Below are 13,582 nucleotides of genomic sequence, written 5' to 3' on the forward strand. Positions count from 1 at the left end.
GTGCACTGTCGGTGATTTGCAGCGGCGACGCAACGCGCCGATTTTTCCCGAGGCGTTGCCGTTCCAGTCGATGTCCTGTCTCATACCGGAAGGACACCCGAAGCCGGCAGACCGAGCGACACCACGCGGCCGCGCTGGCGGACACGGAGGCTCAGCGTTGCCTGTCGTGTGCCGAAGTCGGCGAGTTCGTCGGCGCTTGCGTAGAGATAGCGCGGCGCCGTGGTCTCCGCCCGCCGGACGATGGACGCGCCGGAGAGGATCTCCAGCCGATAGGCCTCCTCCGGCTCGTCGAGCGCCACCTCGCCATCGTCCCAGGCATCGCCGTTCTGCCGCGTGCAGCGGATCCAGCTGATCGACACGGCGCCATTTGCTTGCCTCAGCGCGCGCAGATGCACCGGGGCGAAGGGTGTCTCGGCCCGACGCCCGCCGGCAAAGCGGATCACCTCGGGCGGTCCGGCCAAGCCGCCCTTCGGCTCGGCAATCCAGTTCAGCGCCCGCCCTGCCTCGCCCACTGCGAGACCAAGGCTCTTCACCGCGCCGTCGAGCACCACCACCTCGGCCCCGATCGGCGCGCCGGCCGAAAGTGCGTCGGTGGTCCCGGCAAGCCCCCTCAGCAGTGCGGTCAGCCGCCAGCGTCCGGCCGCCACCTCCTCCGCCTCGGCAAAGCCGATGATCTCGATCGCCCCATTGGCGGCGAAGACCGCGAGCCGGTTGGCTCCGTTCAGAACCGCGATGCGGCTCGCCGAGGCGAGCGCCCCGGCCGGCAGGTCGAGGATGAGCGCCTGGCTCGTGTCGAACCGGCCGCGCACCCCCGGCGCGAGCGGCGCGCCGAGGACGCCGATCTTTGCCGGCCGCTCGAGGCTCAAGCGCGACTGATAGCCCTCGCGGGTCGGCGAGGCGGAAAGCACCACCGGCTTCCACGGCCTCGAAAACGCAGCGGCTTTGGCAAAGTCGGTGGCCGGCCCGTCTCGATAGGCGGGCAGGTCGAGCAGACGCACCACCGGGTCGAACCCCGCCGAGGCCCGGCGCGGCGCCTGACCGGCGAGACGGCGCGGCTTGAGCCTGCTCGAGCCGCCGAGCACGAGAGCCCGTGCCTCGGCCCGCCGGGCGGCGCCATCCTCGATCCGCTCGATGAGGTAGCGGCCCGCCGGTCCGACAAGCGCCGCACCTCCCAGGGTCACGACATCGCCGGGCGCCAGGTCGAGCCGGGTCGGCGGCAGGGAGAAACGCAGCCTGTCGCGGCTCGCCTGATGGTCGCGCAGCGCTGAGGCGACGGCATCGAGCGCCGCCGTTTCGTGAAGGGCAGCCGGCAGCGACAGGCGCAGAAGCCGGTCATTGCCCGGCGCCACCCGACGCGAGCGCGCCGTCGCCCGGCCATAATCGGCGTCCGGATCCAGATGGTCGAGCACCGCTTCGCTCGCAAAATCGCTCTCATGGCCACGCTCGGTCTCGAACAGCGCGCCCTCCTCCTCGGCCAGCACATCCAGGGCAAGCGGCGGCGAGGCGCGCTGTAGGCGCGAGGCGAAGACGAGCTTGTCCCCCTCTTCCGTCGCGTCGATCGACAGCGCCTGCATCAGCGGCTCCAGGAGATCGCGGGCCGAGGCCACCTCGCTCTGGACGAACCCGCCGAGATCGCCGCAGACCAGCGCCGTGTCCACCGCATCAATGCCGTGATCCTTGAGGATCGCGGTGATGGCATCGGCCGCGCTCGCCGTACCGAGCCGGCCGTTCAGCCAATGGCCTGTCGTCCAGTTGGCGCTGTCGGCAAAGACCGTCCCATCGCCGGGAAAGGCCGGAACGGGCCGCGCATCCCAGGTCCAGACGAACAGATGGTCCGCATCGACCCCGCTGGCGCCGGCTTCGGCGCGCCAATGATCATGCTGGGCCTCCAGCACCCGGCGCTGCAACGCATCGGCCCGGCCACCGCGCGAGAAATAGGGGGCGAAGCTTTCGGAAGATTTCGGGTCCAGGAAGACGTTCGGCTGGTTGCCGCCCTTGTCGATCGCGGGGCAGCCGGTTTCCGTCAGCCAGATCGGCTTTGCGCGCGGGACGAAGGCGGTCGGCAGCGACTTCTCCACCCCGCCCACCCGCTCGTAATGGCGGTTGGTCCACCAGGAGGCGAGGTCCTTGTAGCGGAAAACCCACGGCTTGCCCGCAAGCCCGTCGGTGATCGTTGTCCGTGTGCGCGACCGGCGGGCCGCGTCGCTGTTATAGTACCAGTCGAAGCCCTCGCCCGCAGCCATCATCGCGCGGAAGGCGGCCTTGTCCTCGGGGGTGCGCATCCCATCCGGATTGCCGTCGTTCAGGTCCTCGTCCCGCCAGTCGGAAAGCGGCATGTAGCTGTCGATGCCGATCGCGTCGATGGCGCTCGCGGCCCAGAGCGGATCGAGATGGAAGTAGACATTGCCCGTTCCATCCTGCGGCTGATAGCCGAAATATTCGCTCCAGTCGGCGCCATAGGTGAGCTTGGTCGCGGGGCCGAGCAGCGACCGCACGTCGCCGGCAAGGTCGATCAGCGCCGAGACGAAGGGGAAGGCGTCGGTCTCGTCGCGCAGCGTCGTCAGCCCGCGCAGTTCCGAGCCGATGATGAAGCCCTCCACCCCACCGGCGAGCTTGGCGAGCTGGGCATGATGCAGCACGAAACGGCGATAGCCCTCGTCGCTGGCATGGGAAATGACCCGCCCGTCGTCGATCTCGAAATCGGAGGCCTGCGCCTGGCCGCAGAAGCTGGCGATCTCGGCGCGGGCCGCCGCCGTGCGGTCGGAGCTTCCCGGCCGGCCCGGCGCCTTGACCCCGGTGATCCGCCCGCGCCAGGGATAGGCCGCCTGCTGCGCACCGCCATAGGGGTCGGGCAGCGAATTGTCCGGCGGAACATCCATCATCAGGAAGGGGTAAAGATAGACCTTCAGCCCGCGCGCCTTGAGGTCAGCGATGGCCGAGAGCACGCTCTCATCCGAGGGCGTCCCGCCATAGGCCGGCGCGCCGTCGACATGGCTGACGGAATGGGCGCTGCCGCGGTCGATGCCGCTGACGCGCCATGCCTTGCTCTCGTCGCGGCGTGTCCGTGTCTCGACACCGGGCCGGATGGCGCAGCGACCGGCGCGCGAATCCGTGCCGAACCAGGCAACCACCAGCGCCACCCGCTCCAGGTTGGGGCAGACCGCCTGCAGCTCGTCGAGCGAGGCCTGCCAGTCGGTCTCGGCATGGAAGACGTTGCGGTTGATCAGCCGCTTCTCGCCCGCGCCGGTCTTGTCGCTCACCACCACCGTCTCATAGCCGTGTTCGGTGGAGCCCGGGATCAGCGTCACCGCCTTGATCAGCCGCTCCAGCCGCCCGACCGGCCGGATCGCCTCGAACTGGATCAACGGAATACGGTTGCCATAGGGCGCGAGCGGCAGGCGTTCGAAGACGGCATAGGCAAGGCCGCGATAGGCGGGCGCCCGGCCCGCCCCCTGCTTGGCCTCGATCAGCGGATCGGGCGCCTGGGTCTCGCTGCCGGTGTAAAGCCGCATCTCCACCGTCGTCAGGTCGAGCTCCCGACCATCCGCCCAGACGCGGCGCACGCCGGCGATCTTGCCCTCGCAGATGCCGATTGCCAGATTGGCGGCATAGCGAAAGGTCTCGACGCGCTGTCCGCTCGCCTTGCCGCCGTCTCGCTCCTCATGGACACTCTCCTCGAAGCGCGTCGCCCAGATCAGCGTGCCGCCGATGCGCATCGTGCCGTAGAGCCGGGTGATCGCCGTGCCCTCCTCGGCGCCGGGGATGCGCGCATCCGCAAGCCTGGAACCGGATACCACGGCGCCACTGGAAAAGAGCGCATGATCGACCGCGGCACCGGCCAGAGCGCCCACCGCCCGGCCGAGCACGGTGCCGATCGGGCCGAAGACGCTGCCGAGCGCCGCACCGGCGGTCTGGAGGACGATGGTCGCCATCGCGCAAGCCTCTCGTGTCTCAGAGATCGGGAAAGGAATAGGCGCGCACGATGCGCCGGCGCCAGCAGGGGACGAGCGCCGAGTCGATCACCGCCGCCTGTTCATAGGCATGGATGAAACGGCCGGGGCTCGAGAGGATGCCAGCATGTTTGGCGGGCATCCCGATCCGCCAGGCGAAGAGCAGCAGGTCGCCGGGCTGCATCGCGCCCGGCCCATGGCCCGGACCGAGCGCTCGCTCCGCCGCGGCCCGCAGCCGGTCTTCACCGCTCCGCTCGGCCCAATCGGGACTGTAGGGCGGCGGCACTTCCGGCTCCTCGCCATAGAGCTCGCGCCAGATGCCGCGTATGAGCCCCAGACAATCGCAGCCGACGCCTTTGAGGCTCGCCTGGTGACGATAGGGCGTGCCGAGCCAGCCGCGGGCTGCGGCGATGACCCGCTCGCCTGTCGGCCGCTTCAGGTCGGTCTCAGTCGAAGAGGGGTCGCCCGTCATGCACCGTGTCCTCGTCGGCGTAGCCATAGGAGAAATCGCTTCCCGGCAGATGCGGGAAGCCGCGAAAATTGACGGCATTGTCATAGAGGTCCCGGCAGGTGCGGAAGCTCTTGTCACAGCCGAAGGTCACCCTCACCCGGTCGCCCGGCGCCGGCGGAACGGCGGGCGGCAGAAAGAGGCTCAGCAGCGCGACGGTGCCGAGGCGATCCTCGTCATCGAGATCGGCGACGAACCCGGCCGCCGGACCATCGAGCAACTCGATCACGCCGAAACGATAGCTGCCCTCGGGCGCGTTCAGCCCTCCGACCTTCAGCGCCGTCGGGCCCGCCACCGAGAGGATCGTCCCGACCTCCTGCCGCACGGAAAGCGACAGGCCGCAGCGCGCGTCGCCGAAATTCGCATCGCAGCGCCGGCCATAGACACGGCCGCGCGGCTCGTTCAGCCGATGCGTCAGGCCGCGCAGCTCGGCACGGAAGCTCATCCCCGCCCGCCGGACCTCGCCGATCTCCTGCACCCGCAGCAGGGTGGCCTGATCGGGCGCGGCCCAATTGACCAGCCAGACCTCGACTCGGGCGCCATCGAAGCGGCCGGCCGCCACATCTGCCTCGCTGATCGCCTCGCTGGAAAAGGCGCCGGCTACCTCGCCAGCGTCGATCGCCAAGCCCAGCGCCGCTTCCGCCTCGCTGGCGCGAAAGCCGCTTGCCGCGCGGAACAGCGTACCATCCACCGTCAGGTCGCGGTCATGCTCGGTAAAGCCGATCACCACGCCGTCGCGCCGGGTCACCCGCCAGCATTGGCAGAGCGTCGTCGCATCGCCAGCGAGATGGGCGGCAAGGGACGTGGGCAGGCGTCTCATGGCTTGATCTCCACCAGTGGGATGGTCGGGATGCGCCCGGCGCGGAAGGCGGCGAGATCGACCTCGATCCGGTCGGTGTCGAAGCGCACCGGCACGTCGAACTCATAGCCCGCCGTCACCACGGCACCCGCCGCCGGTTTGAAGGCCGGCAGGAACTCGACGGCGCCGGCCACCGTATCGACCGTATAGCGGGCGGGTGGCACCGGCGTTCCATCGACGGCAAGGAGGACCGTGCCGGCCACTGGCTTGGCGATCTCGCGCTGGCTGGCGCCGCCGGCATCGGCATAGGTCTTGATGAGGGTAAAGCGCGCCTGGCTACCCGTGCCGGTGCCGAGCACCTGGTCTGTGGCAAGGGGCGCCCGGCCCGGCGGTCCGGATCGGAAGTCGAGCGGATCGCGGAAGCGGAAGCCATAGAGCGCGCCGGCCCGCGCCTCGAAAAAAGCGAGCACTGCATAGAGATCGTCGAGAGATTTCAGTCCCGAGCCCGCATCGAAGCGCCGCCGCGCGTCGCGCCAGCGGCGGTTGCGCGCCTCTCGTCCGTTGGAGAGGTTGACGATCTCGGTCCGCCGCTCCGGCCCGCCGCTGGTGCCGAGCGACAGCCGCAGCGGAAAACGCACCTCGTGAAACCCTGCCGGCATCCGCAACCCCTTTCCTGCCATGGTGATCGGACGAGCGCCCGGCGCCGAGACTGTCGAGACCGAGGGCGGTTTACACCCCGCGGCGCCCCCGCCCGACGGCGCGGGTCAGCATGGCGGCGATCTGGCCCTCGGACTTGCGAAAGCTGTCCGCATCCGGCGTCGTCACATGAAAGGTGATTGACGGGCCGGCCGCGAGCGCGGCGCTTGCCGGGTCGCTCGCCTGTCCCGCACGGCTCTCCGCGCGGGACGGCGTGGCCAGTTCTGTCGCCTGCGCGGAAAGCGCCGCGCTCAGTCGCTGCGGCGCAGCCAGTCCGCCGGGTGCGAAGAGGGCCGTGCTCGCCGCGGATGAAAGCGGGGTTGCGCCCGCCTTGGCGCCTGTCCCGCCTGTCAGGGCGGACAGCGCCGTCGAGATCGTGTTGCCGATCAGCGCATCGAGCGGCTTCAGGGCGGCGTTGAGCGCCATGCCGCTCAGGCGTTCGCCGGCGCGGCGGAGCACGTCCTCCAGCCCACGTCCCTCCTGCGCCGCGCCTTTGAGCGCGCCGGTCAGTGCGGCGCCGAAGGCGGTCGAGCGTTTCTCGAGATCGGCCAGCACCCCATCCAGCCCGTCTCCCCCCTTCCTCTCGCTGTCGAGGCCGTTGCGTTCAGCCATGGATCAACCCCCCTCATCATCCATACCGGTCATTGTCGGGAAAGGCCGCCATCAGCGCGGCGAGATCGCCGCGCCGCAGGGCGGAACTCGTGCAGGGCGGCGTCAGCGCGGCGGTGAGCTCGCGCGGCGTCATCGCCCAGAACTGATCGGGAGACAGCCGCAGCCGCCCGAGGCCCGCATGGAGCACGGCTTCCCATGGGAAGGGCTCGGCAGTCCTCGTGGCGGCTGCGGCCGTCAAGGGTCCGCGGCATCCCCCGCCCCGCGCGCGGCCCCTGTTCTGTCCGCTATCCTGTTTGTTGACTCCTGCGGCATGTCGAAGGTGGCGGACAGCAGCGCCCCCGTCAGCCGCGCCAGTTCCGCAAGCCCGCCTTCGGCGCGCATGGCCGCCACCTCGCCTTCGTCAAGGGACGCGCCGCCGCCCCTGAGGCCGGCGGCGAGAATGGTGATCATGTCTTGCGCCTTCAGCCGGCCCTGCGAAAACCGCGTGGCGAGCGCGGTGAGATCCTCGGCCTGAAAGGCGGTCTCGAGCTCGGCCAGGCTGGCGAGCGTCAGGCAGAGGATGCGCCGCTTGCCGTCGAGCACCGCCTCGATCTCGCCGCGCCGCGCATTGGCGCGCCTGATTTCCTTGCGCTTGGCCATGGCTCAAATCGCCGTAAAGGTCAGCGGGCCCGCGGAGTCGAGCGTGATCTCGAACAGGACCTCGCCATCGAACTGCCCGCTATAATCGAGCGCCGTCACCTGGAACCGCCCGGAGATCGAGCCGAAATCGGGGATCACGATCTGCCAGTTCGGCGTCGTCGCGTCGAAGAAGGCGGCGCGCACCAGAAGGTCGGAGGCCGCATCCTTGAAGAGTCCGGAGCCCGAGACGGCGGCCCGCTGCACGCCGGCGCCGGAGAGCAGCTCGCGCCAGCGCCCGGTCGATTCGCCGTCGGTCACATCGACGGTCTCGGCATTGAAGGAGAGCCGCTTGGAGCGCAGACCCGCCACCGTGACGAAGCTCGTGCCATTGTCGATTTTGATGAGAAGATCCCTGCCCCTCTGCGCCGTCATCGGCCGCCTCCTTTGCTTGATCGCCCCGTGATATGGTCCGTGCTCATTTCGGCTCCGTCACCGCACGGAAGGTGAGCTCGGCCCGGTGGCCGCGCACCTCGCCGTCGCGCCGGGTGCGCGTGCGCTCATGACGCAGGTTCACCAGCGTCTGCGTGACGAGGGTGAGCGGCTGGGCGTGCAGCAGGGTGCGCAGCCTTGCCGCCACTGCCTGAACGCTCCTGTGGCCACCCTCCTCGCCACGCACCTCGATCGTCAGCCGATGCTCCTCGCCGGTCTCGGTCGATGTCGAATAGTCGGCACTCTCCACCGGTCCGAAACGGAGGGACGGACGCGGCCCCGGCGTCGTCAGCCGGTCGGTGATCCCGCCCGGGCCGATCAGGCCGGTCAGCGTCGCATCGCCGGAGAGTTTCGCGAAGATCGCCGCCTGCAGTTCGTTGGCGGCGCTCACGGCAGCAGCTCCCGACAGCGGCAGCTTGAGAGCCGCCCAGTCTCGTCGGGATCATGGACTGCGAGGATCTCGAAGATCCGCGTCCCTTTGCGCAGCCGCATGCCTGCGCGCAGATCGGTTCGGTAGCGCAGGTCGATCCGGTGGCTCGCTTCGCTCAGCCGCTCGTCCTGCCGCTCCCCCGTGGCGACCATGAGCGGCTCGATGCGCGCCCAAAGGGTCGCGACGAGGACCGCGCTGCGGGTTACGCCGCCCTGCCCGTCGGCTGTTTCGGTGAAGGTCTCGAGATCGAGCCGCGCCGTCATCAAACCGGGATCGAGAACGCCGCTCATCACGCGATCCTCCTCAGGCGGAAGGGCGCGATCAGCCGGTCGTAGCCGGCCGGCACCGCGGCCGGCTGGTCCTCGACCGCCACCGCACCGCGAAAGGCGAAGAGCTGGGTGAGGTGCAGGAGCATGGCCCGGCGCAGGGTCTCGGGCGCATCCGTGCCGGTGTCGCCGAAGCCGGCGGTCAGGTCGATCTCGATGCCGTTGATCGCCTTCTCGGTCGCGGGCACCGCCGGCAGGAAGAGCCGGGCCGGACGGGCGCGGCCATCCAGCGTGAAGCCGGTCAGGTTGACCGCCGCCGGCAGGCCATCGGCCTTGTAGACAGTCATCGCCTCGATGCTGCGGACGGGGCCTCGGGCGATCTCCAGCACCCGTCCTTGCGGCCAGGCATCGAGATAGAGCCGGAACGGCCGGCTGATGAGCGCAAGGCCGGTCTCGCGCTCCAGATGCAGGCGCACGGCCCGGATCAGGCTGGCCACCAGCCCATCCTCCGCGGTCTGGTCGAGGCGAAGATGCGCCCGCGCCTCGGCGAGCGTCAGCGGCTCGGCCGGCGGTGGCGCCAGTTCGACGATGGTCATGGATCACCTTGAAGAAGAGGAAAGGGTCGACGCGCAGGGACGGCCGGCGCGCAGTCCGCAACCGGCGTCCCGCGGCTCGCCTTAAGAGGGCGCGGCAAACTTCATCAGCTTGATCGCTTCGAAATTCTGGACGCCACCGCCCACCCGCTTGGTCGTATAGAAAAGCACATAGGGCTTGGCGGAATAGGGGTCGCGCAGCACCCGCGTGCCGGTGCGATCGACGATCAGGTAGCCCGACTGGAAGTCGCCGAAGGCGATCGACAGGCTGTTGGCGGCGATATCCGGCATCTCCTCCGATTCGGCGATCGGGAACCCCATCAGCGAGGCCGGCTGGCCGACGGCGGCCGGCGGCTTCCAGAGGTAGTTGCCGTCCGCATCCTTGAACTTGCGCACCTCGGCCTGGGTGCGCCGGCTCATGACGAAACTCGCCTTTTGCCGGTAGCCGGCGCGCAGCGAATAGATGAGATCGACCAGCGTGTCCGAGGGGCTGGTTGCCCGGAAGGCGCCGGCCGCGCCGCTGAGCACGATGCCGAGGTTGCCCCAGCTCCAGCTGGCATCGGCCACCGTCGGATAGGTGAGGAAGCCGCGCGGCTTGTTCACCCCGTCGCCATTGACGAAGGCCTGCCCCTCCTGTTCGCCGAAGGCAATATCGACCTCGGAGGCGATCCAGCTCTCGACATCGACCGCCGCATCGTCGAGCAGGGCCGCGGTTGCCGCCGGCATGGCGTAGAGCTCCATGGTGGGGAAGGTCAGTTCGGCCAGCTGCGGCGTGTTGGTCTGCGGCCGCGCCGCGGTTTCCGCTACCCATCCGGCGCTGAACCCCGCCAGCGAGAAGGGCTTCTTCAGCAGCGCCGCCGAGACCTGGCGCACGGTTGCCAAGCCGCGGATCGGCGAGATGACCGCGACCCGCCGGCCGATCTCGCTGTCCACCTGGGCCGGAACCAGGAAGCCGCCATCCGCACCGCTGCCGATCGACATGGCCTTTTCCTCCAGCGCGCGCAGGCTTCCCTCCTCGCCGCGGCGCAGATAGGCTTCGAAGGCGGCCTTGTGCTCGGCCGCGTCATGGCTCAGCACATCGCCGCGCGAGAGCGCCGGCCGCGCCTTGCGCAACAGCATCTGATCGAGCGCCTGCTTCTGCTCGTCCATGGCGCGGGCGATGCGGTCCACCTTCTCGCGTGTCACCACATCCGAGCCGAACTTGCTCTCAAGCTCGTCGAGGCGCCGGTCGTTGCTTTCCTTGAAGGCCTCGAAGGTGTGGAGAAACTCGTCGAGCGCTGCCGTCATGCTGTCGGCCGCGCCCTTGATCTCGGGGGCCCGGCCGGCCGCGTCGTGCGGCATGCTTGCCCCTTGCGGCGCCATCGCGCCCTCTTGCCCGTCCATCCGCTGTGCATGGTTCATCATCGGGTTCCTTTCAGGTTGAAAGCCATCATCCGCGCGGCCCGGCGCAGCGTGCGCACGAGCTCCGTATCCCCGTCGCGGAAGTACCGGGCCTGCTTGACATCGGAGACGCGGGCCGAGGGGAGCATGGGGAAGGTCACGATCGAGATCTCCCACAGATCCGCCTCCAGCACGCGCCGCACGCCGCTCTTGGCATCCGTGCGGGCGCGCACGGTCCGAAAGCCGATCGAGAGCCCGTCCAGCGCGCCATTCTTCATCAGCTGGTGCACCTCGCGGGCTCTGGCGACGCCGGGGCTCAGCTGCCCTTCGACATAGAGCCCGCGGCCATCCTCCCGGATCACGGTCCAGGTCCCGATCGGCTGGTTCGGGTCGTGCTGGAAGAGCATGCGCACGCCGGACGCCCCGCGCCGGGTGAGCGAATGTTCGAAAGCCCCGCGCTCGATCCGGTCCTTGCCGAGATCCACCTCGTCGAACACGCTCGCATAACCGGAAAAGCGGCCCTCGCCGCTCAACCCCTTGAGTGTCCATTCGGCATAGGCCTTCGTCCGCCGGACCGGGTGCCGGTCTGTCGCCATGATCCTCTCCTTGTCGATGTGCTCGTCTGTTTCGCAGCCGCCCCGCCCGCGACACCCACACCGCGCCGCCGCGGCTCTGGCGCTGCACCGCCCATGTGACGACGCTGCTGGCTTGACCCTACCGCCCGCGCTGCCCGTAGCGGGCCGCCATGCGCACCGCGGCACCCAGCACCCACCAGGCGGCAAGGCTCGCCACCGCCGATCCTCCGAGGAGGAGCTCGCTGCGGGAAATCTGTCCTTCGAGACCCAGTTGAGCGGCGAGAAGCAGGCCGGTCGGCCCGCCGAAGACCAGGCCGCACAGCAGCCCGGTCACGAAACGCGACGCCGCCTCCTGCCGCCCCTTGGGCAGCATATAGATGAGCGACACCGCCGCTCCCGCCACCGCGCCGAGCCCGCGCACCGCCCAGAGTCCCGGTTCGTTGCCAAACTCCGCCATGATCTTCATCCTCTTCCTCATCTTCAACCGGAGGCGAATTCCCGAGTCGGCCGAATCCCTTAGCGCCCCAGCTTCACCCAGCCCCGCAGCGCGCTCATCCACGACGTGAACGCGCAGAGCCCGACGAGCCCGAACCCCTCCACTCGGCCGTATCCCGATCCCTGCCGACATGTTGGCCCGAAGCGCTCCAAGGGGGGAGATGGGCGGCAGCCCGGAGGGGGTCTTGCCCGCCACACGCTCCGATCCCCCCTCAATAGCCGACGGCCGTCCGCTTCTCCTCTTCGGTGAGGAAGCTCGCCTTGCCGATGCGGTCCCAGAGCTCGCTGACTTCGGCGGCAAGCCCCGTCACGCGGTCGAGGTCCGGAACGAGGCGCAAGGGTTCGCCGTAGAGGTCGGAGAACCAGGCCGACAGCGCGGCAGCGCTGCGGGTGGCCATGGGCAGGACGGTCAGCCGGTAAAAGGCGCGGTTGGCCTCCTGGTAATTGGCATAGGTGTTGTCGCCGGGGATGCCGAGCAGCATCGGCGGCACACCGAGGGCCAAGGCGATGTCGCGCGCCGCGCCGTTCTTGGCCTCGATGAAATCCATCTCCTGCGGGGAAAGCCCCATCGCCTTCCAGTCGAGCCCGCCTTCGAGAAGAAGCGGACGGCCGGCACGCAAAGGTCCGCCATAGCCCTCGTCGAGCTCGCTGCGCAGCCGGTCATATTGGTCCGCGGTCAAGTTACCGCCCTCCTTCGGCTGGTAGACAAGCGCGCCGGAGGGGCGGGCCGCATTGTCGAGCAGCGCCTTGTTCCAGCGCGACGCCGCATTGGAAAGATCGAGCGCGGCGCGGGCGGCAGCGAGCGGCGAGAAGCCGAGCCGCTCGTCGAGCGGGTGGAAGAGCCGCAGATGCAGGAGCTGCCCTTCGGCCGCCGCATAGCGGGTGACGCTGGTCCCGGCGCGGTATTCATAGGTTTCCGGCCAGCCGTCGCGTCCCTCGACGATGCGGACCTGATCCGGCCGGAGCAGATGCAGCTCGCGCGGCGGACCGCCGAGCGACAGGGCTGTCAGGAACGCATTGCCCGACAGAAGCAGATGGCCATAGAGCGCCTCCAGGAAATCCGGTCCGGCTCGATGCGGATTGGGCTGCGCGAGCAGCGCCAGTGCCGGATGGTCCGGCCGTTCCTGCTCGCCATGATAGAGAAGCAGCGGCAGCGCGGCAGCGGCTTCCGCGACCATCCGCACCGTGCGATAGGCGACGGGGTTGCGTAAGAAACCGGCCTCGGAGAGCGCGGCATAGCTGCGCCCGCTTGGGCCCAGGCTCTCCTCTTGGCGCAGCGCCACCATGCCGACCGCCTTGGCCTCGGTGGCGGCGCGCGGGCGCGACCATGGCAACCGCAGGGGGGTTTTCCGCAAGGGCGTCTTCATGCTTTGATCCTCCAGCTGCCGGCGGGCGCGACGGGCCCGATCAGTCTCAGGTTGCAGGTTCGGTTCATTCGATGCCGTCGAGCACAGCCGCTCGGTCGCGGGTCGGTCTGTCGAACGCGGCCGCCAGGCGGCCGCCAAGCCCTTTGCCGGCGAAGGGCGAAACCCGTGGACGGTAGGGCCGCTGACCCTTCTTCTTCCTCGCTGCCAGCGCCACCTGTGCCATTTCGGCACGTCCTGCGATCGCCGCAATGCTGCACTGCAAAAACGCGCGACCCCTAAATCGATTGAAATAAACTAAACCGTTTTAGCTGCTTAAGGCATGGATTTACTTTGTGTTTACGCTGTGAGACCGTCGCTTCCGTCGAACTGAACCCGCCATTCCCCGAGGGAGTCCCGCATGTCGAATGTCGAGAAGTCGCCTGCCTCCGCTCCGCGCGAGATCATCCCGCAGCATCTCCTCAACCGCATCGAAAGCGAATGGAGCCAGATGCGCGCGCAGGCCCCCTCGCCGCGTTTCGATCTGCGTCCGGAGACGCTCCGCAAGGATTGAACCGTCACGCCGGCAATTTTTTCAGACCGCCGTGGAACCATCCCGTCCCAATTCCGTTTCTGGCCCGCTCAACCCAGCGTTAAGCATGATTTCATTGGAGGCAGCGGTTCATGACGAGCAAGACAATTCCCCAGAGCCTGTTCGAACGGTTCGAAAGCGAGTGGCGCCAGGTCCGCGACGGCGTTCGCACCCCGTCCAAGCCGACCGCCACGCCCGCTGCGAAATAGATCGAGGCGTCCGCCTCAGAGGTACCC

The 13,582-nt window shown here is 69.0% G+C and carries 17 protein-coding genes; 1 reads left to right on the plus strand and 16 read right to left on the minus strand.

Translation table 11 applies throughout. From position 1 onward, the window contains the following. Positions 1–80: 80 nt before the first annotated feature. From ACLE20_RS00280 to ACLE20_RS00355, 16 genes are all read right to left on the minus strand, one after another. Positions 81–3,932: a glycoside hydrolase/phage tail family protein gene (locus tag ACLE20_RS00280; RefSeq protein ID WP_410938257.1), complete on the minus strand. Its 3,852-nt coding sequence runs from the start codon at positions 3,930–3,932 to the stop codon at positions 81–83. Positions 3,933–3,951: 19 nt separating this feature from the next. Continuing rightward, positions 3,952–4,422 carry an NlpC/P60 family protein gene (locus ACLE20_RS00285; RefSeq protein ID WP_410938258.1) on the minus strand — a complete coding sequence of 157 codons (471 nt, stop codon included), beginning with the start codon at positions 4,420–4,422 and terminating at the stop codon, positions 3,952–3,954. After that, entirely contained in the window at positions 4,397–5,278 is an 882-nt protein-coding gene (locus ACLE20_RS00290; RefSeq protein ID WP_410938259.1) for a DUF2163 domain-containing protein, read from the minus strand. Before ACLE20_RS00290 ends, ACLE20_RS00285 begins: the two co-directional genes overlap by 26 nt. Then, positions 5,275–5,916 (minus strand): TIGR02217 family protein, encoded by a 642-nt coding sequence (locus tag ACLE20_RS00295; protein WP_410938260.1) that lies wholly within the window; start codon positions 5,914–5,916, stop codon positions 5,275–5,277. The genes ACLE20_RS00290 and ACLE20_RS00295 overlap by 4 nt, the downstream gene beginning before the upstream one ends. Positions 5,917–5,986: 70 nt before the next feature. Beyond that, positions 5,987–6,565, minus strand: coding sequence for a phage tail tape measure protein (locus tag ACLE20_RS00300; RefSeq protein WP_410938261.1), 579 nt, complete (start codon positions 6,563–6,565; stop codon positions 5,987–5,989). A gap of 16 nt (positions 6,566–6,581) precedes the next feature. Further along, positions 6,582–6,803, minus strand: coding sequence for a rcc01693 family protein (locus tag ACLE20_RS00305; protein WP_410938262.1), 222 nt, complete (start codon positions 6,801–6,803; stop codon positions 6,582–6,584). After that, the gene (locus ACLE20_RS00310) at positions 6,800–7,204 is read right to left on the minus strand and encodes a gene transfer agent family protein (RefSeq protein WP_410938263.1); all 405 of its coding nucleotides are present in this window, start codon (positions 7,202–7,204) and stop codon (positions 6,800–6,802) included. Before ACLE20_RS00310 ends, ACLE20_RS00305 begins: the two co-directional genes overlap by 4 nt. Positions 7,205–7,207: 3 nt before the next feature. Continuing rightward, complete coding sequence (locus ACLE20_RS00315) at positions 7,208–7,615, minus strand: phage major tail protein, TP901-1 family (protein ID WP_410938264.1); 408 nt, start codon at positions 7,613–7,615, stop codon at positions 7,208–7,210. 43 nt (positions 7,616–7,658) lie between these two features. Continuing rightward, on the minus strand, positions 7,659–8,063 hold the full coding sequence (locus ACLE20_RS00320) for a DUF3168 domain-containing protein (protein ID WP_410938265.1): 405 nt from the start codon (positions 8,061–8,063) through the stop codon (positions 7,659–7,661). Continuing rightward, positions 8,060–8,392: a phage head closure protein gene (locus tag ACLE20_RS00325; protein ID WP_410938266.1), complete on the minus strand. Its 333-nt coding sequence runs from the start codon at positions 8,390–8,392 to the stop codon at positions 8,060–8,062. Before ACLE20_RS00325 ends, ACLE20_RS00320 begins: the two co-directional genes overlap by 4 nt. Next, on the minus strand, positions 8,392–8,964 hold the full coding sequence (locus tag ACLE20_RS00330; RefSeq protein ID WP_410938267.1) for a hypothetical protein: 573 nt from the start codon (positions 8,962–8,964) through the stop codon (positions 8,392–8,394). The genes ACLE20_RS00325 and ACLE20_RS00330 overlap by 1 nt, the downstream gene beginning before the upstream one ends. Before the next feature lie 81 nt (positions 8,965–9,045). Next, the gene (locus ACLE20_RS00335) at positions 9,046–10,302 is read right to left on the minus strand and encodes a phage major capsid protein (RefSeq protein ID WP_410939096.1); all 1,257 of its coding nucleotides are present in this window, start codon (positions 10,300–10,302) and stop codon (positions 9,046–9,048) included. A gap of 59 nt (positions 10,303–10,361) precedes the next feature. After that, entirely contained in the window at positions 10,362–10,937 is a 576-nt protein-coding gene (locus ACLE20_RS00340; RefSeq protein ID WP_410938268.1) for an HK97 family phage prohead protease, read from the minus strand. A 118-nt stretch (positions 10,938–11,055) separates the two neighbouring features. Beyond that, positions 11,056–11,373: a DUF6107 family protein gene (locus tag ACLE20_RS00345; RefSeq protein WP_410938269.1), complete on the minus strand. Its 318-nt coding sequence runs from the start codon at positions 11,371–11,373 to the stop codon at positions 11,056–11,058. Positions 11,374–11,623: 250 nt separating this feature from the next. Further along, entirely contained in the window at positions 11,624–12,778 is a 1,155-nt protein-coding gene (locus tag ACLE20_RS00350) for a phage portal protein (RefSeq protein WP_410938270.1), read from the minus strand. 64 nt (positions 12,779–12,842) lie between these two features. Then, positions 12,843–13,001: a hypothetical protein gene (locus ACLE20_RS00355; RefSeq protein WP_410938271.1), complete on the minus strand. Its 159-nt coding sequence runs from the start codon at positions 12,999–13,001 to the stop codon at positions 12,843–12,845. Between the two features lie 174 nt (positions 13,002–13,175). Here ACLE20_RS00355 and ACLE20_RS00360 point away from each other — a divergent pair, with 174 nt between their 5' ends. Further along, positions 13,176–13,328 carry a hypothetical protein gene (locus tag ACLE20_RS00360; RefSeq protein ID WP_410938272.1) on the plus strand — a complete coding sequence of 51 codons (153 nt, stop codon included), beginning with the start codon at positions 13,176–13,178 and terminating at the stop codon, positions 13,326–13,328. Positions 13,329–13,582: the final 254 nt, after the last annotated feature.

Source organism: Rhizobium sp. YIM 134829 (genome assembly GCF_046546455.1).